This window comes from Stutzerimonas stutzeri, assembly GCF_038561965.1.
In the GTDB taxonomy this organism is placed as follows: domain Bacteria; phylum Pseudomonadota; class Gammaproteobacteria; order Pseudomonadales; family Pseudomonadaceae; genus Stutzerimonas; species Stutzerimonas stutzeri_AA.
This window is the reverse complement of sequence record NZ_CP139348.1, coordinates 3,991,998-4,014,236: the sequence shown is the minus strand read 5'-3', so window position 1 is coordinate 4,014,236 and position 22,239 is coordinate 3,991,998. Positions and strand designations below refer to the sequence as shown.

Sequence of the window (22,239 nt, the reverse complement as noted above, 5' to 3'; positions counted from 1 at the left end):
CAGCAGCATGGTCGAGTCAACGGCGAACGATATCCTGGTGAGCTTCCGCGGCATTCAGAAGAGCTATGACGGCGAGTCGCTGATCGTCAGAGATCTGAATCTGGACATCCGCCGCGGTGAATTCCTCACCCTGCTTGGGCCGTCCGGCTCGGGTAAAACCACCAGCCTGATGATGCTGGCCGGCTTCGAAACGCCGACGGCAGGGGAAATCCTGCTCGACGGTCGGGCTATCAACAATGTGCCGCCACACAAGCGCGACATGGGCATGGTGTTCCAGAACTACGCGCTGTTCCCGCATATGACCGTGTCGGAGAACCTGGCGTTTCCGCTTAGCGTGCGTGGTATGGCCAAGCCCGACATCAAGGATCGAGTCAAGCGCGCGCTGGCGATGGTGCAGCTGGAGGGCTTCCGCAATCGCTATCCGGCGCAGCTTTCCGGCGGCCAGCAGCAACGTGTGGCGCTGGCCCGGGCGCTGGTGTTCGAGCCACAGTTGGTGCTGATGGACGAACCCCTGGGCGCGCTGGACAAACAGCTGCGCGAGCAGATGCAGATGGAGATCAAGCATCTGCACGAACGCCTCGGCGTCACCGTGGTGTACGTGACCCACGATCAGGGCGAAGCGCTGACCATGTCTGATCGCGTGGCGGTATTCCATCAGGGCCAGATCCAGCAGATCGAAGATCCGCGCACGCTCTACGAAAAGCCGGTGAACACCTTCGTCGCCAATTTCCTCGGCGAAAACAACCGCCTGCCGGCGCATCTGCTCGACCGGCGTGGCGATAGCTGCACGGTCAAGCTTGGCCGCGGCGAAACCGTCGAGGCGCTGGCCGTCAACGTCGGGGCGACGGGGGCGCCGGTCAGCCTGTCGATCCGCCCGGAGCGGGTGCTGCTCAACGGTGCCAGTGCCAACTGCCCGAACCGCTTCACCGGGCGCGTTGCTGAGTTCATCTATCTCGGCGACCACATCCGTATCCGTCTCGAGGTATGCGGGGTCAGCGATTTCTTCGTCAAGCAGCCAATTGCCGAGTTCGACAGCGCCCTGCGCGTCGGTGACGTGGTGCCGATCGGCTGGCATGTCGAGCACGTCCGTGCGCTGGACCCGCTGCAGGCGGCTTGAGCGAAACCGACAAGAAACCCAAACAACTGCATCAAGGAGCGACTGGTATGAGCAACTACCTGAAACTGTCCGCGCTGGCGCTCGGACTCGTCTGTGCCGGGCAAGTCGCTGCTGAAAACCTCACTGCGGTGAGCTTCGGCGGCGCCAACAAGCAGGCCCAGGTCAAGGCCTTCTATCAGCCTTGGGAAGCGGCGGGGCACGGCCGGATCATCGCTGGCGAGTACAACGGCGAAATGGCCAAGGTCAAGGCGATGGTCGACACCAACAGCGTGTCGTGGAACCTGGTGGAAGTGGAGTCACCGGAGCTGTCCCGCGGTTGCGACGAGGGGCTGTTCGAGGAACTCGACCCGGCCATCGTCGGCAATCCGGGCGATTTCGTCGAGGGCGCGATACAGCCCTGCGGTGTTGGCTTCTTTGTCTGGTCGACGGTACTGGCTTACAACGCCGACAAACTCAAGAGCGCGCCGTCCAGTTGGTCCGACTTCTGGGATACCGAGAAATTTCCCGGCAAGCGCGGCCTGCGCAAGGGCGCCAAGTACACCCTCGAATTCGCACTAATGGCCGACGGTGTGCCGGTCAAGGACGTCTACAAGGTGCTGGCCACCAAGGATGGACAGAACCGCGCCTTCAGAAAGCTCGATCAGCTCAAGCCGAACATCCAGTGGTGGGAAGCCGGCGCGCAGCCGCCGCAGTTTCTCGCCTCCGGCGACGTGGTGATGAGCAGCGCCTACAACGGCCGCATCGCCGCCGTGCAGAACGAGAGCAACCTGCAGATCGTCTGGAGTGGCGGCATCTATGACTTCGATTCCTGGGCCATTCCCAAGGGCGCAAAGAGCCAGGAGCAGGCGCGCAAATTCATCGCCTTCACGGTCGAGCCGCAGCAGCAGAAGCTCTATGCCGAGAACATCGCCTACGGTCCGGCGAACACCCAGGCCGTGCCGCTGCTGGATGAAAAGCGCCTGACGCAAATGCCCACCGCACCGGAAAACATCGCCGACCAGGTCGCGATGGATGTGACCTTCTGGGCGGACTATGGCGAGCAGCTCGAACAGCGCTTCAACGCCTGGGCAGCACGCTGACCTGAGCGCCCCGCCGCATTGGCGGGGCCGGTCCCAGCTATCGGAACGAATCGCGGAGTCTTCATGGCCACAGCAATATCCCTGCCGGCGAACGAGATCGCCGAGCCCAATCTGAAACAGCGACTGGCACGGGCCGAACGGGTAAACAAGCTCAAGTCGCAGGCGCTGATCCTGCCGCTGCTGCTGTTCGTGCTGCTGACCTTTCTGGTGCCCATTGCCTCGCTGCTCTGGCGCAGCGTCGAGAATCCCGAGGTGGTGAACACGCTGCCACGCACGCTGGCGGCGCTTGCCGAATGGGATGGTCGCGGGCTGCCAGCGGAGCCGGCCTATCAGGCACTGGCCGAGGATCTGTATCAGGCCCGCCGTGAACAGAGCCTGGGCGATCTGTCCAAGCGGTTGAACATGGAGCTGGCGGGCTATCGCAGCCTGCTGACCAAGACTGCGCGGGCGATGCCGTTTCGCGAGACACCAGCCTCTTATCAGGAGGCGCTGGAAGCCCTCGACGAGCGCTGGGGCGATCCGGCGTTCTGGCAGGTGATCCAGCGCAACGACAATGCGGTGACCGGCTACTACCTGCTGGCGGCGCTCGATCACCGCATCGACGAGCTGGGCGAGTTGGCCAAGGTCTCGCCGGACCAGGCGGTGTATCTGGATATCTTCGCCCGTACTTTCTGGATGGGCCTGGTGATCACCGCGATCTGCCTGCTGCTGGCCTACCCGCTGGCCTATCTGTTGGCCAACCTGCCGGCGCGGCAGAGCAACCTGCTGATGATCCTGGTGCTGCTGCCATTCTGGACCTCGATCTTGGTGCGCGTGGCGGCGTGGATCGTGCTGCTGCAGTCCGGCGGGCTCATTAATGGTGCGTTGCTGAAGATGGGCCTGATCGACGAGCCGTTGCAGCTGGTGTTCAACCGCACCGGCGTCTACATCGCCATGGTGCACATCCTGCTGCCGTTCATGATCCTGCCGATCTACAGCGTGATGAAGAACATCTCGCCGAGCTACATGCGCGCCGCGGTGTCGCTGGGCTGTCACCCGTTCGCCAGCTTCTGGCGGGTGTACTTTCCGCAGACGCTGGCCGGTGTCGGTGCGGGCTGCCTGTTGGTGTTCATCATCTCCATCGGCTACTACATCACCCCGGCGCTGCTCGGCAGCCCGAACGACCAGATGGTCAGCTACTTCGTCGCTTTCTACACCAACACCACCATCAACTGGGGCATGGCCACGGCGCTGGGCGGTCTGCTGCTGCTCGCCACCATGTTGCTGTACGTCATCTACAGCTGGCTGGTCGGTGCCAGTCGCCTGCGGCTGGGTTGAGATGACGCACGTCGCGGCGCGGCCGCCTTTTCAGAGTCTTCATGCCGGGCAGGAGAACCTTTCATGCTGAGCCCCTATATGTCGCCCGTCGAACGGGCCTGGTACTACGCGCTGCGCATCCTCTGCGCGCTGGTGCTGCTGTTTCTGATCGTGCCGGTGCTGGTCATCGTGCCGCTGTCGTTCAATTCCGGCTCGTTCCTCGTCTATCCCTTGCAGGGCTTTTCCATGCGTTGGTACGAGGCGCTGTTCAGCTCGGCCGACTGGATGCGCTCGCTGAAGAACAGCATGCTCATCGCGCCCGCCGCGACGGTTCTCGCTGTGGTGCTCGGCACCCTGGCGGCGGTCGGCCTGACCCGTGCGGAATTTCGCGGCAAGGCGCTGCTGATGACCATACTGATCTCGCCGATGGTGGTGCCGGTGGTGATCATCGGTGTCGCCAGCTACCTGTTCTTCGCGCCGCTGGGCATGGGCAACAGCTACCTGTCGCTGATCTTGGTGCATGCAGTGCTCGGCGTGCCCTTCGTGATCATCACGGTTTCGGCGACGCTGCAGGGCTTCAACTACAACCTGGTCCGTGCTGCGGCCAGTCTCGGCGCATCACCGCTGACGGCATTCTTCCGCGTGACCCTGCCGCTGATCGCGCCGGGGGTGATTTCCGGCGCGCTGTTCGCCTTCGCCACCTCGTTCGATGAGGTGGTGGTGACGCTGTTCCTCGCCGGCCCGGAGCAGATAACCCTGCCAAGGCAGATGTTCAGCGGTATACGGGAAAACCTCAGCCCGACCATCGCCGCCGCGGCGACTCTGCTGATCGGCTTCTCCATCGCCCTGCTGCTGACTCTGGAGTGGCTGCGTGGCCGCGCCGAGAAGCTGCGCACCCAACAACCTGCCTGACGGAATACGCACATGACTCTGCAACTTGGGCAACCCGATCTGTTGCGCCAAACCGCCTATATCAACGGTGAATGGTGCGAGGCCGACAGTGGCGCGCGCACCGAGATCTTCAATCCGGCCACGGGCGAGCTGATCGGCGCCGTGCCGAACATGGGCCACGGCGAAACCCGTCGGGCCATCGAAGCCGGGCAGGCAGCCCAGCCGGCTTGGCGCGCCTTGACCGCCAAGGAGCGCGCCGCACGGCTGCGCCGTTGGTACGAACTGATGCTGGAGAACCAGGAAGACCTGGCGCGGATCATGACCGCCGAGCAGGGCAAGCCGCTGGCCGAGGCGCGGGGTGAGGTGGCCTACGCCGCATCCTTCCTCGAGTGGTTCGCCGAGGAGGGCAAGCGCCTGTACGGCGACGTGATTCCCGCCCACGCCGGCGACAAGCGCATCCTGGTGCAGAAGGAGCCGGTCGGCGTAACCGCCGCAATTACGCCGTGGAATTTTCCCAGCGCCATGATCACCCGCAAGGCCGGGCCGGCGCTGGCGGCCGGTTGTGCCATGGTGCTCAAGCCGGCGCCGCAGACACCGTTCTCGGCACTGGCGCTGGCCGCGCTGGCCGAGCGTGCGGGCATTCCGGCGGGACTGTTCAGCGTGATCACCGCCGATGCCGCCACGTCCCGTGAAGTGGGCGCCGAGCTCTGCGAAAACCCCATCGTGCGCAAGCTGTCCTTCACCGGCTCGACCGCGGTGGGCATCAAGCTGATGCAGCAGTGCGCGCCGACGCTGAAGAAGCTCTCGCTGGAGCTGGGCGGCAATGCACCCTTTATCGTCTTCGACGACGCCGATCTGGATGCGGCGGTGGAAGGCGCGATGATCTCCAAGTACCGCAACGCCGGTCAGACCTGCGTCTGTGCCAACCGTATCTATGTGCAGGACGGCGTCTACGACGCCTTCGTCGACAAGCTTTCCGCTGCGGTGGCGCGGCTGAAGGTTGGCAACGGTGCGGAGGACGGCGTCACGACTGGTCCGCTGATCGATGCCGCGGCCGTAGCCAAGGTCCGGCGCCATCTGCAGGACGCCCTCGACAAGGGCGCCACCCTGCTGGCCGGCGGCAAACCGCATGCACTGGGCGGCAACTTCTTCGAGCCGACGCTGGTGGGCGGCGTCACCGCCGAAATGACCGTGGCGCGCGAGGAAATCTTCGGCCCGCTGGCGCCGCTGTTCCGCTTCCATGACGAAGCCGAGGTGATCCGCCAGGCCAATGACACCGAGTTCGGCCTCGCCGCCTATTTCTACGCGCGCGACCTGAGCCAGGTGTTCCGTGTCGCCGAGGCGCTGGAGTACGGCATGGTCGGCATCAACACCGGAGTGATCTCCACCGAGGTGGCGCCGTTCGGCGGCATGAAGGCTTCCGGCCTCGGCCGCGAAGGCTCGAAGTACGGACTGGATGAGTATGTGGAGATCAAATACCTGTGCCTGGGCGGCATCTGACCAAACGACCCAAAACAGGCGTGCAAAATAATGCACGGAGTTTTACTGTAATCCGAACGCTCTGGATGGCGCGGCAGTCGATCATCGTATGCTGCCGCGCCCGCTTCCTGGCGTTCTTTCCGACCCGTGCCGACGATGAGCGGCTACCGAGGAGCTTATGAGCAAGACCAACGAATCCCTGATGCAACGCCGTGTCGCCGCCGTCCCCCGTGGTGTCGGCCAGATCCACCCGATCTTTGCCGACCATGCCAAGAACAGCAGCGTGGTCGACGTCGAAGGCCGCGAGTTCATCGATTTCGCCGGTGGCATCGCCGTGCTGAATACTGGCCACCTGCACCCGAAGATCATCAAGGCAGTGGAAGACCAACTGCACAAGCTCACGCATACCTGCTTCCAGGTGCTGGCCTACGAGCCCTATGTCGAGCTGTGCGAGAAGATCAACGCGCGGGTGCCGGGTGATTTCGCCAAGAAGACCCTGCTGGTCACAACCGGCTCCGAGGCGGTGGAAAACGCGGTGAAGATTGCCCGCGCCGCCACCGGGCGTGCCGGCGTGATCGCCTTCACCGGCGCCTACCATGGCCGCACCATGATGACCCTCGGGCTGACCGGCAAGGTGGCGCCGTACTCGGCCGGCATGGGCCTGATGCCCGGCGGTATCTTCCGTGCGCTGTACCCCTGCGCGATTCATGGCGTCAGCGTCGATGACTCGATCGCCAGCATCGAGCGCATCTTCAAGAACGACGCCGAGCCACGCGACATCGCGGCGATCATCATCGAGCCGGTGCAGGGCGAGGGCGGCTTCAATGTTGCGCCGAAAGACTTCATGGCCCGCCTGCGTGCACTCTGCGACGAGCACGGCATTCTGCTGATCGCCGATGAAGTGCAGACCGGCGCCGGGCGTACCGGCACCTTCTTCGCCATGGAGCAGATGGGTGTGGTCGCCGACCTGACCACCTTCGCCAAGTCGGTTGGCGGTGGTTTCCCGATCGCCGGTGTCTGCGGCAAGGCCGAGATAATGGATGCCATCGCCCCCGGCGGGCTGGGCGGCACCTATGCAGGCAATCCGCTGTCCTGCGCAGCGGCGCTGGCGGTCTTGGATATCTTCGAGGAAGAGCAGCTGCTCGACCGCTGCAAGGCGGTAGCCGAGAAACTCACCACCGGCCTCAAGGCCATTCAGGCCAAGCACAAGGAAATCGGCGAAGTGCGCGGACTCGGCGCGATGATTGCGATCGAGCTATTCGAAGACGGTGATCATGCGCGACCGGCTGCCGCCCTTACCTCGCAGATCGTTGCCCGTGCACGGGACAAGGGGTTGATCCTCCTATCCTGCGGCACCTACTACAACGTGCTGCGGGTGTTGGTGCCGCTGACTGCCGAAGACGAACTGCTCGACCGTGGTCTGGCCATCATCGGCGAGTGCTTCGATGAGCTGACCTGATCCGACCTGGCGGCTCGCCGGCATCCGCAATGGATGTCAGGCGAGCCGCAACCCTGACCCCTCGGGTACAATGCGCGGCATTCCGCCGTGCTACCCGAGGTCGTCATGCAGCCGTTCGCTATCGCCCCTTCCATTCTTTCCGCCAATTTCGCCCGCCTGGGCGAGGAAGTGGACAACGTGCTGGCCGCCGGCGCCGACATCGTCCATTTCGATGTGATGGACAACCACTACGTCCCCAATCTGACCATCGGCCCGATGGTCTGCTCAGCGCTGCGCAAGCATGGCGTGACCGCGCCCATCGACGTACACCTGATGGTCAAGCCGGTGGATCGCATGATCGGCGATTTCCTCGAAGCCGGTGCCAGCTACATCACCTTTCACCCGGAAGCCTCCGAGCACATCGATCGCTCGCTGCAGCTGATCAAGGACGGCGGCGCCAAGGCCGGTCTGGTGTTCAACCCGGCCACGCCGCTGGACGTGCTCAAGTACGTCATGGACAAGGTCGACATGGTCCTGCTGATGAGCGTCAACCCGGGTTTCGGCGGACAGAAATTCATCCCTAACACGTTGGACAAGCTGCGCGAAGCGCGTGCGCTGATCGACGCCAGCGGTCGCGAGATTCGCCTGGAGATCGACGGCGGTGTGAATCCGAAGAACATCCGCGAAATCGCTGCGGCGGGCGCCGATACTTTCGTTGCCGGCTCGGCGATCTTCAACCAGCCGGATTACAAAGTCGTGATCGATCAGATGCGCGCCGAGCTGGCGCTGGCGCGTCCATGACCCGCCTGGAGCAACTGTTCGACGGGAAATTGCCACGGCTGGTGATGTTCGACCTGGACGGCACCTTGATGGATTCGGTGCCGGACCTGGCCGCGGCGGTGGACAAGATGTTGATGCTGCTCGGCCGCGAGCCTGCCGGCATTGCCCGGGTGCGAGACTGGGTTGGCAACGGCTCGCGCGTGCTGGTGCGCCGCGCATTGGCCGGTCAGCTGAACCATGACGGTGTGGCCGACGAACTGGTCGACGAGGCGCTGGCGCTGTTCATGCAAGCGTACGCCGGTGGCCACGAGCTGACCACGGTCTATCCGGGCGTCGGTGAATGCCTGAACTGGCTGCGCGAACGCGAGGTGAAGCTGGCGATCGTCACCAACAAACCGGCGCAGTTCATCGAGCCGCTGCTGGAAGAGAAGGGCTTGGCTGGGTATTTCGATTGGCTGGTCGGCGGCGATACCTTGCCGCAGCAGAAGCCAGATCCGGCCGCGCTGTTCTGGGTGATGGACGCGGCGGGCGTTGCGCCCGGCGAATCGCTGTTCGTGGGTGACTCGCGCAACGACGTGCGGGCTGCGAAGGCCGCCGCGGTCCCTTGTGTCGCGCTCACCTATGGCTACAACCACGGCGACCCCATCGCGGATGAGCAGCCAGCGCTGGTGCTCGATGACCTGCGCGAGCTGGTTGCTTCGGCTCCGGGGCTGCGCTAGTGTGGCCGGACTCTTTTTGACCCACCGAAGAGATCAGCTCGTGGTGCTCTCCCGCAGACAATGGATGAAAGTCATCAAGGCCCTGGCCCGTTGGCGCTGGCGCGCCTGACTTTCCCTGCCGGCCAGGCCGGCGCGTTTGCCGTTGTTCGTTCGAACCCTCCTCAGACCACGAGGCTGACATGACCCGCGAAGAATTTCTGCGTTTGGCCGCCGAAGGCCATAACCGCATTCCCCTGTCGTTCGAGACCCTCGCCGACTTCGACACCCCGTTGTCGCTATACCTGAAACTGGCCGATGCGCCGAATTCCTACCTGCTCGAGTCCGTCCAAGGCGGCGAGAAGTGGGGGCGCTATTCGATCATCGGTCTGCCGTGCCGCACTGTAATGCGCGTCCAGGATCACCGCATCAGCATAACCACCGATGGCGTCGAGACCGAAACCTGTGAGGTCGAAGATCCGCTGGCGTTCGTCGAGTCCTTCCAGCAGCGCTACCGCGTCGCACCGGTGGACGGCCTGCCGCGCTTCAATGGCGGCCTGGTGGGCTACTTTGGCTACGACAGCGTGCGTTATGTCGAGCACAAACTCGGTAACTGCCCCAATCCCGATCCACTGGGCACGCCGGATATCCTGCTGATGGTTTCCGACGCCGTGGTGGTGTTCGACAACCTCGCCGGCAAGCTGCACTGCATCGTGCTGGTCGACCCGTCGCAGCCGGAAGCCTACGAGGCAGGTCAGGCTCGCCTACAAGCGTTACGGGCGAAGCTGCGTCAGTCGATCACGCCGCGCCTGGGCCTGGATTTCGAAAAGAGCAACGGTGCCGAGCCGACCTTCCGTTCCAGCTTCAGCCGCGAGGATTACGAGCAGGCGGTCAACCGCATCAAGGACTACATCCTCGCCGGCGACTGCATGCAAGTGGTGATTTCCCAGCGCATGTCGATCCCGTTCAAGGCTGCGCCGATCGATCTCTACCGCGCGCTGCGTTGCTTCAACCCGACGCCCTACATGTACTTCTTCAATTTCGGCGACTTCCATGTGGTGGGGTCGTCGCCGGAGGTGCTGGTGCGGGTCGAGGAAGGTCTGGTCACGGTTCGTCCGATCGCCGGCACCCGTCCGCGCGGTGCCAATGAAGAAGCTGATCTGGCACTGGAGCAAGATCTGCTCAGTGATGACAAGGAGTTAGCCGAACACCTGATGCTGATCGACCTGGGCCGCAACGACGTTGGCCGTGTCGCCGAGACCGGCACGGTGCGCCTCACCGAGAAGATGGTTATCGAACGCTACTCCAACGTCATGCACATCGTTTCCAACGTCACCGGCCAGCTCAAGGCGACATTGACGGCGATGGATGCGCTGCGCGCGATCCTGCCGGCCGGCACGCTCTCAGGTGCACCGAAGATTCGCGCCATGGAAATCATCGACGAACTCGAGCCGGTCAAGCGTGGTGTGTATGGCGGCGCCGTCGGCTATTTGGCCTGGAACGGCAACATGGACACCGCGATCGCCATTCGCACCGCGGTGATCAAGGACGGCGAGTTGCACGTGCAGGCCGGCGCCGGCATCGTCGCCGATTCGCAGCCGGCGCTCGAGTGGGAAGAGACGCTGAACAAGCGCCGCGCCATGTTCCGCGCGGTGGCCCTGGCCGAACGCGACCAGCAGGAGAACTGATCATGCTGTTGATGCTGGATAACTACGATTCTTTTACCTACAACGTCGTGCAATACCTGGGCGAACTCGGTGCAGACGTAAAGGTGGTGCGCAACGACGAGCTGAGCGTGGCCGAGATCGAGGCGCTGAGCCCCGAGCGCATCGTCGTCTCGCCGGGGCCGTGCACGCCGAACGAGGCGGGTGTGTCGCTGGAACTGATTCTTCATTTCGCCGGCAAGTTGCCGATTCTCGGCGTTTGCCTCGGCCACCAGGGCATCGGCCAGGCCTTCGGTGGCGATGTGGTGCGCGCCCGCCAGGCCATGCACGGCAAGACCAGTCCGGTGTTTCACCATGACCAAGGTGTGTTTGCCGGGCTCAACAATCCGCTGACCGTGACCCGTTACCACTCGCTGGTGGTCAAGCGCGAGATGTTGCCCGAGTGCCTTGAGATCACGGCGTGGACCCAGCTGGACGATGGCTCGGTCGACGAGATCATGGGCTTGCGACACAAGACGCTGAACATCGAGGGCGTGCAGTTCCACCCCGAATCGATCCTCACCGAGCAGGGTCATGAGCTGTTCGCCAACTTTCTGAAGCAGACCGGAGGCGTGCGCTGATGGATATCAAGGAAGCCCTCAATCGCATCGTCGGTCAGCTCGATCTGACTACCGAAGAAATGCAGGCGGTGATGCGCCAGATCATGACCGGCCAGTGCACCGATGCGCAGATTGGTGCGTTCCTCATGGGCATGCGCATGAAGAGCGAAACCATCGACGAGATCGTTGGCGCCGTGCAGGTGATGCGCGAGCTGGCCGCCCCGGTGCGCTTCGACACCGACAAACTGGTCGACACCTGTGGCACCGGTGGCGACGGGATGAATATCTTCAACGTGTCCACCGCGGCCTCCTTTGTCGTTGCGGCGGCCGGCGGCAAGGTTGCCAAGCACGGTAATCGCGCCGTGTCGGGCAAGAGCGGCAGCGCCGATCTGCTCGAGGCGGCCGGAGTCTTTCTCGACCTGACGCCCGATCAGGTGGCACGCAGCGTCGATACCGTGGGTGTCGGTTTCATGTTCGCCCCGGCCCATCATGGCGCCATGAAGCATGCAGCCGGGCCGCGCCGTGAACTCGGCCTGCGCACACTGTTCAACATCCTGGGCCCCATGGCCAACCCGGCGGGCGTCCGTCATCAGGTGGTCGGAGTGTTCAGCAAGGCGTTGTGCCGGCCGATGGCCGAGGTGCTGTCGCGCCTGGGTAGCAAACATGTGCTGGTGGTACATGCACAGGACGGGCTGGATGAAATCAGCCTGGCTGCGCCGACGCATGTCGCCGAGCTGAAGGATGGCCAAATCAGTGAGTACAGCATTCAGCCGGAGGACTTCGGCATCAAGAGCCAGAGTTTGATTGGCCTGAACGTAGAAGATGCCCAGGGCTCGCTGGCCTTGATCCGCGATGCGCTGGGACGCAGGCAGAGCGAGAACGGCCAGAAAGCCGCCGACATGATCGTACTCAACGCCGGCGCTGCGCTCTATGCAGCCGACCTGGCAAGCAGCCTTAAGCAGGGCGTAGAAATGGCCCACGACGCGCTCAGCACCGGGTTGGCGCGCGACAAGCTGGAGGAGCTGGTTTCCTTCACCGCAGTATTCAGGCAGGAGAACCAGAAATGAGCGTGCCGACCGTGCTGGAGAAGATCATCGCACGCAAGTTCGAGGAGGTTGCCCAGCGCAGCCGCGAGCTAGGACTAAGCGAACTCGAGCAGCGCGCGGCGCTGGCCGATCCTGTGCGCGGCTTCGCTGCGGCGCTGGAGCGACGCGTGCGCAGCAAGGAGCCGGCAGTCATCGCCGAGGTAAAGAAGGCTTCGCCGAGTAAGGGCGTCATCCGCGATCCGTTCCTGCCCGCTGAGATTGCTGCCAGCTACGAGGCTGGCGGCGCTGCCTGTCTGTCGGTACTGACTGACATCGATTTCTTTCAGGGCGCCGATGAGTACCTGCAACAGGCGCGCGCGGCCTGCTCGCTGCCGGTGATCCGCAAGGATTTCATGATCGACCCCTATCAGGTGATCGAGGCGCGAGCGCTGGGGGCCGACTGCATCCTGCTGATCGTCGCGGCACTGGATGACGCACGTATGCACGAGCTGGCGGCGGTAGCCAAGGAGCAGGGGCTGGATGTGCTGGTCGAGGTGCATGACGCAGCCGAACTGGAGCGCGCGTTGCGCCTGGAAACGCCTCTGGTGGGAATCAACAACCGCAACCTGCATACGTTCGAGGTCAACCTGGAAACCACGCTGGATCTGCTGCCGCGGATGCCGAAGGATCGCTTGGTGGTGACCGAGAGCGGGATCTTCAATCGGGCCGATGTCGAGCTAATGGAGATCAACCAGGTCTATGCGTTCCTGGTGGGCGAGGCGTTCATGCGCGCCGAGCAGCCAGGCGTCGAGCTACAGCGTCTTTTTTACCCCGATCGCACGCGCGGCCGCGTTGTTGCTATCGCTGCCGATCCGGAGTGACCGCCCGCCCGCCTGCGCTAGGCAGGCTGCGGGCTGAATGCGATCAGCGAGTACCGAACACGACCATGGTCTTGCCTTTCACGAAGACGAGGCCCTGAGCTTCCAAGCTCTTGAGAACTCTGCCGACCATCTCACGCGAGCAGCCGACGATACGGCCGATTTCCTGACGCGTGATCTTGATCTGCATGCCATCTGGATGGGTCATTGCGTCGGGTTGCTTGCACAGATCCAGCAATGTGCGAGCGACTCGACCGGTAACATCGAGGAACGCCAGATCGCCGACTTTGCGGGTGGTGTTGCGTAGGCGCTCGGCCATCTGGCTGCCTAGTGCGTACAGAATGTCCGGATCCTGCTGGGTCAGCTCGCGAAATTTCGCATAGCTAAGCTCAGCCACTTCGCACTCAGTCTTGGCGCGAACCCAGGCACTGCGTTCCTTTTCTGTTCCTTCCTTCTCGAAGAGCCCCATTTCTCCGAAGAAGTCGCCCGCGTTCAAATAGGCAATGATCATTTCACGGCCATCGTCATCCTCGATAAGGATAGTGACGGAGCCTTTGACGATGAAGAAAAGCGACTCGCAGCGGTCGCCAGCGTAAATGATCGTGCTCTTGGCCGTGTATCGCCGTCTATGACAGTGCGCGAGCAACTTGTCGATATTCTTTATCTTGGGCGTGAGGGTGATAGCTACCATGCTGTGGGTCCCGGATAAGTATTCAATAAAGACTCATTATTATTATATGTGGCTGTCATTCAGCTTTCGTCAGCTTAACAGAGCAGGGTGGGCTGGTTGCAAAGGTGCGACAGCCGAAACGTGCGGGTCAACGCACCTTTAGTCGAGTACATGCTCGCCGAGCAATTAAACGGCCATGTTAAGCTATCGACCTTGTTTGTATTGGAGTTGGCGATGAAAGCGCGCATTCAATGGGTCGACGGAGCCATGTTCTTAGGTGAGTCTGGTAGTGGGCATGTCGTCGTGATGGACGGCCCGCCCGAGAACGGTGGCCGGAACCTCGGCGTGCGACCCATGGAAATGCTTCTGCTTGGTCTGGGCGGCTGCAGCAATTTCGATGTCGTAAGCATCTTGAAAAAATCGCGCCAAGCGGTAGAGAGTTGTGAAGCTTTTGTCGAGGCCGAACGCGCTTCCGAGGACCCAAAGGTATTCACCAAGATCCACCTGCGTTTCGTGGTCAAAGGCCGTGGACTGAAGGATGCACAGGTCAAGCGGGCGGTCGAGCTCTCAGCGGAGAAATACTGCTCGGCCTCCATCATGCTCGGTCGAGCCGGTGTCGACATCACTCACGCTTACGAAATCGTCGAGCTCGGCTGATAACGCCAGCCACACCGTGCGGACTCGCTCGTCTGGATGAGCGGCCAGCCTCTGGTTACACAATGCGTGCCCCGATTTAGCCGAGTCCGTTCTATTCAACGCGAAAGCCAGATCGGCGGTGTGAAGAGGTGTCATGCGCTTAGGCGTCTGAAGGGCATGCTCAATCACGCGCATGGCCGCACAAGAGAGCTTCCAATGGTGAAAAGCAAACTCAAGCTCCACGGGTTCAATAACCTGACCAAGACCTTGAGCTTCAATATCTATGACATTTGCTATGCCGAGACGCCTGAAGACCAGCACGCATATGTGCAATACATCAATGAAGAGTACGACGCCGAGCGGCTGACCCAGATCCTTACCGACGTCGTTGATATTATTGGCGCCAATATCCTGAACATAGCCCGCCAGGATTACGAGCCTCAGGGCGCCAGCGTGACGATTCTGATTTCCGAGCAGCCGGTGACGCCCACCGAAAGCCAGATTGAGGAATCGCCGGGGCCATTGCCTGAAACAATTCTTGGGCACCTCGATAAAAGCCACATCACAGTGCACACCTATCCGGAAATCCATCCGGTGGACGGCATCGCTACATTCCGCGTTGATATAGACGTGTCGACTTGCGGCGTGATTTCCCCGTTGAAGGCGCTCAACTACCTGATCCACCAGTTCGATTCGGATATCGTCACTGTGGATTATCGCGTGCGTGGCTTCACGCGTGATGTCGAGGGCAGAAAGCACTTCATCGATCACGAGATCAATTCGATCCAGAACTATCTATCTGAAGACACTCGTTCGGCCTACCAGATGACCGATGTGAACGTGTATCAGGAGAATCTGTTCCACACAAAAATGCTGCTCAAGGACTTCGAGCTTGCGAACTACCTATTCGGCGACGCGACGAGCAATTTGTCGGCGGAACAGCGCAAGCAGGTCGAGAAGCTGCTGCGTCACGAGATGCTGGAGATCTTCTATGCGCGCAACATGCCGCGCCATGCCTAGCCGTATCAGCATCTTTGCGATGACGAAAAAGGGCGCCGAGGCGCCCTTTTCTCGTTGCGGTCGATCAGATGCGATACGTCGCTTTGGTCATGACTTTCGATATTAGGCTCATGCCGAATTTGACCGGTGCGGGGAAGCGCAGTCCGCCAGCGGCGATGGCAGCGGTTGAATGTTGCGCCTCGTCCTCGCGCATCTGCTCAAGAATGGCGCGAGATTTTTCATCCTCTGCCGGTAATTGGCCCAGATGTTCGTCCAAGTGCTTGCAGACCTGATCCTCTGTGGCGGCGACAAAACCAAGACTGATGCGATCACTGATCAGGCCGGCAGAAGCACCGATACCGAAGGACAGCCCATAGAACAACGGATTGAGCACGCTGGTATGGCTGCCAAGCTGGCGGATGCGCTGTTCGCACCAGGCCAGATGATCGATCTCCTCATCCGCCGCATGCTCCATCGCTTGGCGAATCTGCGGTAGGCGCGCCGTCAGAGCCTGCCCCTGATAAAGCCCTTGGGCACAGACTTCTCCGGTGTGGTTGATCCGCATCAGGCCTGCTACGTGGCGCGTTTCGCTCTCGCTCAACTCGGTTTCGCTCTTCAGTATCCCTGGCGATGGACGAGCTGGCTGGCCACTGAAGGGGAGTAATGTCCTAAGTGCCGCATCCGCCTGCATCAGCAAACGATCAGCTGGCGAATAATGGCGTTGGCTGGTCATGTGTCCTCCGGAGAATATGAGACCGTAGCAAGTCGGTGAGACGTCAGGGCGAAACGCGCCGCTGCCAAGCCGGTAGCCAATGCATCTGGCGTTGACCAATTATGTGCATGTGAATAGACCAGCTGCCCGCCAAGGTCGTTGCAGCTCATCACCACACGCACGCTGCTGACGCCTCGCCCTTCGGCACAAACGTTGTGCGGTAAACAGCATATGTCCGGCCAGCACCTGTCGTTCTCCCTCTCTCAAGCCGTGCAACGATGCGATATGTTTCTTCGCAATGGCCGAAAGTGCACACCGGCGCCTGCGCGATAACTTGTGGAAAAGCGATAATCTGATCGCCTACGTAAAGCTTGCGTGCGGCAACTTCTCCGCCCACGATCTTGCAGAACCAGCAGTCCTTCACGTCTGCTTCAGGCGATAGCCTGTCGCACATTGTATCAGGGCAGTTCCGAGCCGGTGAGGCCGTACAGGGAGGTAAAGTGAAGAACGATATACATGATCTGGGATTGGTGCTGGATTCGCGGGTCAAGCTGGTGGTGCTTGAATCATGGGACGAACGAAGAGTCCTCGAGACGGTGACAGGCCTTGCCGTGCGGCAGGGCTTGGGCATCTATGTGTGGTCTGCAAGCGAGGGGCTGCATCATTTGTCCTTTGAGGGGGATCTGCACGGCGGTGAGGAGAGTTGTGCGCCCGAGACGGCGCTGAAACTGGTCAAGCATGACCCGCGCCCAAACCTCTATGTTTTCTGCGACCTGCATCCGTATCTCGACGAGCCTAGACTGGTGCGGTTGCTCAAGGACATCGCAATGAGCGAAGCCCCATCGGCACCAACCCTGGTGCTGGTATCCCATGCGCTCAAATTGCCGCCTGAAGTCCAGCGCTACGCAGCACGTTTCAGTCTGTCATTACCTGCTGAAGAGGAGCTGCTCGCCATCGTGCGTGAGGAAGCTGCCCGATGGAGTGAGCGTAATCGCGGCGCACGCGTGCGCACCGACAATCGAACACTGCAGCAAGTGGTGAAAAACCTGCGCGGCCTCAGTCATGCCGAGGTACGGGCGCTGGCGCGCAATGTCATTTGCGATGATGGTGCCATTACCCAGGAGGATCTGCCCGAGCTCAATCGTGCCAAATTCCAGATGCTAGATCTCGACGGCGTACTGGGTTTCGAATACGAGACCGCGCGCTTCGCCGAAGTGGGTGGATTGCTCAATTTCAAGCGCTGGCTAGCAGAGCGGCAGGGTGCGTTTCTGAGTGGACAGGGCGACGATCTGCCACGAGGTGTGATGCTGGTAGGTGTTCAGGGTGGAGGTAAAAGCCTCGCCGCCAAGGCAGTAGCCGGGTTGTGGGGCTTGCCTTTGCTGCGCCTCGATTTTGCCTGCCTATACAACAAATATTTCGGCGAAACCGAGCGCAATCTGCGCGAGGCCTTGATGTTGGCCGAACAGATGGCGCCTTGCGTGTTGTGGATGGACGAGATTGAAAAGGGCCTGGCAACCGGTGAGATGGACGGCGGCGTCAGCCAGCGCGTGCTCGGCACATTGCTGACCTGGATGGCCGAGCGCGCAGCGCCTGTTTTCATGGTGGCTACCGCGAACACGGTTGATCGGCTCCCGCCGGAGCTTTTGCGCAAGGGGCGCTTTGACGAGCTGTTTTTCGTTGACCTGCCCGATGGGGCGACGCGCGCGGAGATCTTTCGTATCCATCTTGCGCGACGCGAGCTGCAGCCAGGTGACCTGAACCTGACGTCACTGGCCGAGGCCAGCGACGGGTTTTCCGGTGCGGAGATCGAGCAGGTTGTGGTGAGTGCTGTGTATGCCGCACAGGCTCAGCAGCGGCAAGTGGACCAGCTCATGCTAGTTGATAGCATTCGTGCAACCTCGCCGCTGTCTATTGTCATGGCTGAGCGCCTGGACGCGCTGCGTGCATGGGCTCTCGGACGGACCGTGCAAGCCGATTGACCGGCTTCGATAAAGTCAGAAGCCTGCTCCGTGGCGCATATCAACCAGTGCCGGGACGGTTAAAGCCGCTACCAAGCCGGAGATGATCAGCAACAGCCATAGCGTAGCGAGTACCTTCACCGGCCGGCTGTTGGGTGGCGGCGGCGAACCGTAGCGGTTGACCTCGCGACTGCCGGGCATCAACAGCATGACGAAGGGGAACAGGCTGCCCAGGATCGGCACCAGGTTCAGCAGTATCAGCCAGCCGGACCAGCCGAAGTCGTGCAGACGCTGGACGCCTATTTGGACGCTAACCACCAGCATCCCGATACCGATCAGGCCCATGCAGACCAGTCCGAATGTGCTGGAAATCATCATGATGAGCGCGGCGATCGCGAACAATCCCGTCGCTGAGAGCATGATGACCAACGACCATGCCAGGTAGCGCAACCGGCCGATGCGTCCGCTAACGGAAAACGGCTTGAGGTCGCCGTGCTGCGGCATTGCTTCGCTGACGTTCGCTGCCGGCGGCGCATAAGGAGACATCGTTGCGGTTTTGGTTTGAGTTGTCGTGCGCTCAGCAAGTAGCGCCTTACGAGCCAAGTACTTCTCGATGATGATGCCGCACGCGCTGCATTCGCTGGACTGGCGTTGCACGTGCCCACACTTAGGACAGCTCATCGAATCCGCGGCGGGATCGTCTATTTGCGTGCTCATCCGCTCTTCGTCGGTTTGCACCAGGCTCAATACCGGAGCAGCGCGCTCGTGCTCTTTGTGTGCCTTGGCCCCCGCACGACGTAGTGCGCCAAGGTACTTGTCGGCCTCCTCGCCGCTGAGCTTGCTTTTGATGACTGCAGCCTGGCCGTTAAACAGGCGCTCGACTTTGCTCGCGTCTGTTTTGAACAGCATTGCCAAGTTTGACTTGACCGTCTCGAGTGGCACGTCGGGCATCAGTTCGCCGCTGAAGACGATTTTGAAATGAGCTTCTTGCATGTGGCGTCCGTGTCACAAATGGATGATGGGAGCAGATTAGAAGGCTCGCCTGGCACAAACAATAGTGGCGAGCTAGGACTCAGAGGGAGGTAACACTATGGCTACGAAGTACCCAAGTAAATCGGCAAGTTCAGAACGGTTTGACGACTACGAGAATGACGATGGCCAGCAGGAAAAGCACCGGAACCTCATTGAACCAGCGATAGAACACGTGACCACGCATATTTTCGTCCCGAGCGAAGCGCTTCAATTGTGCGCCGCAGACGTGGTGATAGCCCACCAGCGCAATCACTAGCGCCAGCTTCGCGTGAAGCCATCCGCCTGTGCTGAAGAGCCCGGGGTTGATAACGACCATCCATATTCCTAAAGCCAGTGTGGCGATCATCGATGGAAGCATGATGCCGCGGTAAAGCTTGCGCTCCATGATCTTGAAACGCTCTCGACTAGGCTGGTCCTCACTCATGGCGTGGTAGACAAATAGGCGGGGGAGATAGAACAGACCGGCAAACCAGCAAACGATGGCGATGATGTGCAGTGCTTTAAGCCAGAGATAGAGCATCGGTTGAATCCTTTGAAAATGAATGCGTCGATAGTAGTGGCTGAGGTTGCTGCCGTCATCCCAGCGGTTGGCCCGAGGCCAAAGCAGCTTTATCATCGCGCTTCTACGTTTTTCAGTTGAGGGCAGGTCATGATCAAGGTCGGTATTGTTGGCGGCACAGGCTATACGGGCGTCGAATTGCTGCGCCTGCTCGCTCAGCATCCGCTGGCTGAAGTGGCGGTTATCACCTCGCGCTCGGAAGATGGCGTGAAAGTCACCGACATGTATCCGAACCTGCGCGGTCACTACGATAATTTGGCATTCAGCGTCCCGGATGTGGCAACGCTGGGCGGTTGCGATGTGGTGTTTTTCGCTACGCCCCATGGTGTTGCTCATGCATTGGCAGGAGAACTGTTGGCAGCCGGAACTCGGGTTATCGACCTGTCCGCCGATTTCCGTCTGCAGGATGCCGAAGAGTGGGCAAAATGGTACGGCCAAGCCCATGGCGCTCCCGAACTGCTGCCTCAGGCCGTTTATGGACTGCCGGAAGTCAATCGCGAGCAGATCAAAAAGGCTCGCCTCATCGCAGTTCCCGGTTGCTACCCGACCGCTGCACAGCTGGGCTTTCTGCCGTTGCTCGAGAACGGCCTGGCAGACGCTTCACGCTTGATCGCCGACTGTAAGTCCGGCGTGAGCGGTGCCGGGCGCGCGGCGAAGATCGGTTCGCTGTACACCGAGGCAGGTGAAAGCATGATGGCCTACTCGGTGAAGGGCCATCGCCATTTGCCTGAGATCAGCCAGGGGCTGCGCCGTGCTGCCCAAGGTGATATCGGGCTGACTTTCGTTCCGCACCTGGCACCCATGATCCGAGGTATTCACGCGACCCTTTACGCCACAGTTAGCGACACCTCGGTAGATTTGCAACGCCTGTATGAACAACGCTATGCCAACGAGCCCTTCGTCGACGTGATGCCAGCAGGTAGTCATCCGGAAACGCGCAGCGTTCGTGGCGCCAACGTATGCCGTATCGCAGTGCATCGGCCGCAAGGTGGTGAGCTGGTCGTCGTGTTGTCTGTAATCGATAACCTGGTGAAAGGCGCATCAGGCCAGGCGATCCAGAACATGAATATTCTGTTCGACCTGGACGAGACGCAAGGGCTTGGCAACGTAGCGCTGTTGCCCTAATGACGGCTTCTGCTACACACTGCGGCCCGTCGAATAGTTGACCGGTTTTGTCAGGAAAGCCGATAATGCACCGTCAATGCAGTAGGGCGTTTCACGCCAGGAGAACCTAATGAGTGTCGAATCCTTCACGCCCACCGCCATCCAGTTCAGTCAGGGGGCTGCGAGCAAGGTGAAGAGCTTGGTCGATGAGGAGGGCAATCCGCGCTTGAAGTTGCGTGTCTTCGTCACAGGTGGCGGCTGCTCGGGTTTTCAGTACGGGTTCACCTTCGACGAGGATGTGGCCGACGACGATACGATCATCGAGCGAGAGGGGGTGAGTCTTGTGGTCGACCCTATGAGCTATCAATACCTTGCCGGCGCTGAAGTCGATTATCAGGAAGGCCTGGAGGGCTCTCGTTTTGTGATCAAGAACCCAAACGCCACCACCACTTGTGGGTGCGGTCAGTCATTTTCAATTTGACGGTTTTTGCCCCGAAAAAAAACGCCGTGCAATGCACGGCGTTTTTGTTTCAGCGCATCAAGCCGGATAGATAGCGCCGAGGATTCGCGCACCACGCGCGCCGGTCACCGCCGGGCGGTTCGCTGGTATGCGCTCCAGGCAGCAGTGGGCGAGCCAAGCAAACGCCATTGCCTCCACCCAGTCCGGCGGTACTCCCTCTTTATCCGTGGCTTTTACGTCACTCTCGGGGAGTAGAGCCTGCAGCCGCTGCATCAATACAGCGTTGTGCGCACCACCTCCGCATACAAGCACGTCCAGTGCTTCCGGTTGGATGGCAGTGAGCGACTCGGTAATGCTTCTGGCGGTCAGTTCGAGCAGCGTGGCCTGGACATCCTCTGGCGCCATGGGGCGTACCGCTAGATGTTTATCGAGCCAGACAAGATTGAAAAGCTCTCGACCGGTGCTCTTAGGCCCGCGGTCTTTGAAGAAGTCTTCGTCGAGCAGCGCTGTGAGCAGATCATCATTCACGCTACCGCTGGCGGCCCAGTCGCCGTTGCGGTCGAACGCAAGGTCCTTGTGGCGCTGAATCCAGGCGTCCATCAGTACATTGCCGGGCCCGCAGTCAAAGCCACGAGTCGGCATTTCGGGCGATAGGATGCTGAGGTTGCTGAATCCACCGATATTTAATACTGCGCGGATTCGCTGTGGACAGCCGAACACTGCCTCGTGGAAGGCAGGCACAAGCGGCGCGCCTTGGCCGCCAGCAGCGACGTCGCGCCTGCGAAAATCGCTGACGACACTGATCCCGGTAAGCTCAGCCAAGAGAGCCGGGTTACCGATCTGAATGGTAAAGCCAAGATGGGGTTCATGGCGTACGGTTTGCCCGTGGCTGCCGATGGCGCGTACTGCTTGCGGGGAAAGCTGTTGCTCAGCGAGTAACTGATTAATCGTGTCTGCGGCCAACCTGGCCCAGCGCTGCTCGGCAATAGCAGCGCGTGCTAACTCATCCTCACCGGTTGAACAGAGCGCCAACAGTTCCTGGCGCAGGGTGGCCGGCATTTCCTGAAATCGTGTGGCTATCAGTCGAGTGTCGCTGTCCTGCTCTATGAGCGCGACGTCCAGGCCGTCGAGACTGGTACCAGACATCACACCCAGATAAAGAGCCATG

The 22,239-nt window shown here is 61.0% G+C and carries 21 protein-coding genes and 2 pseudogenes; 17 read left to right on the top strand and 6 right to left on the bottom strand.

Annotation, left to right across the window (positions count from 1 at the left end):
- Positions 1-7: 7 nt before the first annotated feature.
- The 12 genes and pseudogenes from SM130_RS18625 (at position 8) to trpC (ending at position 12,944) form a co-directional block, all read left to right on the top strand.
- Complete coding sequence (locus SM130_RS18625) at positions 8-1,117, top strand: ABC transporter ATP-binding protein (protein ID WP_102826168.1); 1,110 nt, start codon at positions 8-10, stop codon at positions 1,115-1,117.
- Between the two features lie 47 nt (positions 1,118-1,164).
- The gene (locus tag SM130_RS18620; RefSeq protein ID WP_102826167.1) at positions 1,165-2,196 is read left to right on the top strand and encodes an ABC transporter substrate-binding protein; all 1,032 of its coding nucleotides are present in this window, start codon (positions 1,165-1,167) and stop codon (positions 2,194-2,196) included.
- A gap of 63 nt (positions 2,197-2,259) precedes the next feature.
- Complete coding sequence (locus SM130_RS18615) at positions 2,260-3,513, top strand: ABC transporter permease (protein WP_102826166.1); 1,254 nt, start codon at positions 2,260-2,262, stop codon at positions 3,511-3,513.
- A gap of 63 nt (positions 3,514-3,576) precedes the next feature.
- Positions 3,577-4,404 carry an ABC transporter permease gene (locus tag SM130_RS18610; RefSeq protein ID WP_102826165.1) on the top strand — a complete coding sequence of 276 codons (828 nt, stop codon included), beginning with the start codon at positions 3,577-3,579 and terminating at the stop codon, positions 4,402-4,404.
- A gap of 12 nt (positions 4,405-4,416) precedes the next feature.
- Entirely contained in the window at positions 4,417-5,883 is a 1,467-nt protein-coding gene (gene gabD / locus SM130_RS18605; protein ID WP_102826164.1) for an NADP-dependent succinate-semialdehyde dehydrogenase, read from the top strand.
- 157 nt (positions 5,884-6,040) lie between these two features.
- Positions 6,041-7,321, top strand: coding sequence for a 4-aminobutyrate--2-oxoglutarate transaminase (gene gabT / locus SM130_RS18600; protein WP_102826163.1), 1,281 nt, complete (start codon positions 6,041-6,043; stop codon positions 7,319-7,321).
- Positions 7,322-7,426: 105 nt separating this feature from the next.
- Entirely contained in the window at positions 7,427-8,101 is a 675-nt protein-coding gene (rpe, locus tag SM130_RS18595) for a ribulose-phosphate 3-epimerase (RefSeq protein WP_102826162.1), read from the top strand.
- Positions 8,098-8,908 (top strand): annotated as a pseudogene (locus SM130_RS18590) (phosphoglycolate phosphatase). The gene rpe and the pseudogene SM130_RS18590 overlap by 4 nt, the downstream one beginning before the upstream one ends.
- A gap of 70 nt (positions 8,909-8,978) precedes the next feature.
- Positions 8,979-10,463 (top strand): anthranilate synthase component I, encoded by a 1,485-nt coding sequence (gene trpE, locus SM130_RS18585; RefSeq protein ID WP_102826160.1) that lies wholly within the window; start codon positions 8,979-8,981, stop codon positions 10,461-10,463.
- A gap of 2 nt (positions 10,464-10,465) precedes the next feature.
- Positions 10,466-11,059 carry an aminodeoxychorismate/anthranilate synthase component II gene (locus SM130_RS18580; protein WP_102826159.1) on the top strand — a complete coding sequence of 198 codons (594 nt, stop codon included), beginning with the start codon at positions 10,466-10,468 and terminating at the stop codon, positions 11,057-11,059.
- Entirely contained in the window at positions 11,059-12,105 is a 1,047-nt protein-coding gene (gene trpD / locus SM130_RS18575) for an anthranilate phosphoribosyltransferase (protein ID WP_102826158.1), read from the top strand. The genes SM130_RS18580 and trpD overlap by 1 nt, the downstream gene beginning before the upstream one ends.
- Positions 12,102-12,944, top strand: coding sequence for an indole-3-glycerol phosphate synthase TrpC (gene trpC, locus SM130_RS18570; protein ID WP_102826157.1), 843 nt, complete (start codon positions 12,102-12,104; stop codon positions 12,942-12,944). The genes trpD and trpC overlap by 4 nt, the downstream gene beginning before the upstream one ends.
- Positions 12,945-12,987: 43 nt before the next feature.
- Here the strand turns inward: trpC and crp are convergent, their stop codons facing one another.
- On the bottom strand, positions 12,988-13,632 hold the full coding sequence (gene crp / locus SM130_RS18565) for a cAMP-activated global transcriptional regulator CRP (RefSeq protein WP_058063705.1): 645 nt from the start codon (positions 13,630-13,632) through the stop codon (positions 12,988-12,990).
- Between the two features lie 213 nt (positions 13,633-13,845).
- Between crp and SM130_RS18560 the strand changes: the two genes are divergently transcribed.
- Positions 13,846-14,268, top strand: a complete 423-nt coding sequence (locus tag SM130_RS18560) for an OsmC family protein (RefSeq protein ID WP_102826156.1) — start codon at positions 13,846-13,848, stop codon at positions 14,266-14,268.
- A 198-nt stretch (positions 14,269-14,466) separates the two neighbouring features.
- Entirely contained in the window at positions 14,467-15,267 is an 801-nt protein-coding gene (gene speD / locus SM130_RS18555; RefSeq protein ID WP_102826497.1) for an adenosylmethionine decarboxylase, read from the top strand.
- Positions 15,268-15,331: 64 nt separating this feature from the next.
- Here the strand turns inward: speD and coq7 are convergent, their stop codons facing one another.
- Both coq7 and SM130_RS18545 read right to left on the bottom strand, forming a co-directional pair.
- Positions 15,332-15,979: a 2-polyprenyl-3-methyl-6-methoxy-1,4-benzoquinone monooxygenase gene (gene coq7 / locus SM130_RS18550; protein ID WP_102826155.1), complete on the bottom strand. Its 648-nt coding sequence runs from the start codon at positions 15,977-15,979 to the stop codon at positions 15,332-15,334.
- A gap of 43 nt (positions 15,980-16,022) precedes the next feature.
- Positions 16,023-16,412, bottom strand: a pseudogene (locus SM130_RS18545) (HIT domain-containing protein).
- A 46-nt stretch (positions 16,413-16,458) separates the two neighbouring features.
- Between SM130_RS18545 and SM130_RS18540 the strand changes: the two are divergent.
- On the top strand, positions 16,459-17,937 hold the full coding sequence (locus SM130_RS18540) for an AAA family ATPase (protein WP_102826154.1): 1,479 nt from the start codon (positions 16,459-16,461) through the stop codon (positions 17,935-17,937).
- 15 nt (positions 17,938-17,952) lie between these two features.
- Here SM130_RS18540 and SM130_RS18535 read toward each other — a convergent pair whose 3' ends face one another.
- On the bottom strand, positions 17,953-18,909 hold the full coding sequence (locus SM130_RS18535) for a DUF805 domain-containing protein (RefSeq protein WP_102826153.1): 957 nt from the start codon (positions 18,907-18,909) through the stop codon (positions 17,953-17,955).
- 130 nt (positions 18,910-19,039) lie between these two features.
- Positions 19,040-19,468, bottom strand: a complete 429-nt coding sequence (hemJ, locus tag SM130_RS18530; protein ID WP_102826152.1) for a protoporphyrinogen oxidase HemJ — start codon at positions 19,466-19,468, stop codon at positions 19,040-19,042.
- Between the two features lie 129 nt (positions 19,469-19,597).
- Between hemJ and argC the strand changes: the two genes are divergently transcribed.
- Positions 19,598-20,632, top strand: coding sequence for an N-acetyl-gamma-glutamyl-phosphate reductase (gene argC / locus SM130_RS18525; protein WP_102826151.1), 1,035 nt, complete (start codon positions 19,598-19,600; stop codon positions 20,630-20,632).
- Positions 20,633-20,741: 109 nt separating this feature from the next.
- Entirely contained in the window at positions 20,742-21,092 is a 351-nt protein-coding gene (erpA, locus tag SM130_RS18520; RefSeq protein WP_003285497.1) for an iron-sulfur cluster insertion protein ErpA, read from the top strand.
- 57 nt (positions 21,093-21,149) lie between these two features.
- Here erpA and SM130_RS18515 read toward each other — a convergent pair whose 3' ends face one another.
- On the bottom strand, positions 21,150-22,238 hold the full coding sequence (locus tag SM130_RS18515) for an anhydro-N-acetylmuramic acid kinase (protein WP_102826150.1): 1,089 nt from the start codon (positions 22,236-22,238) through the stop codon (positions 21,150-21,152).
- Position 22,239: the final 1 nt, after the last annotated feature.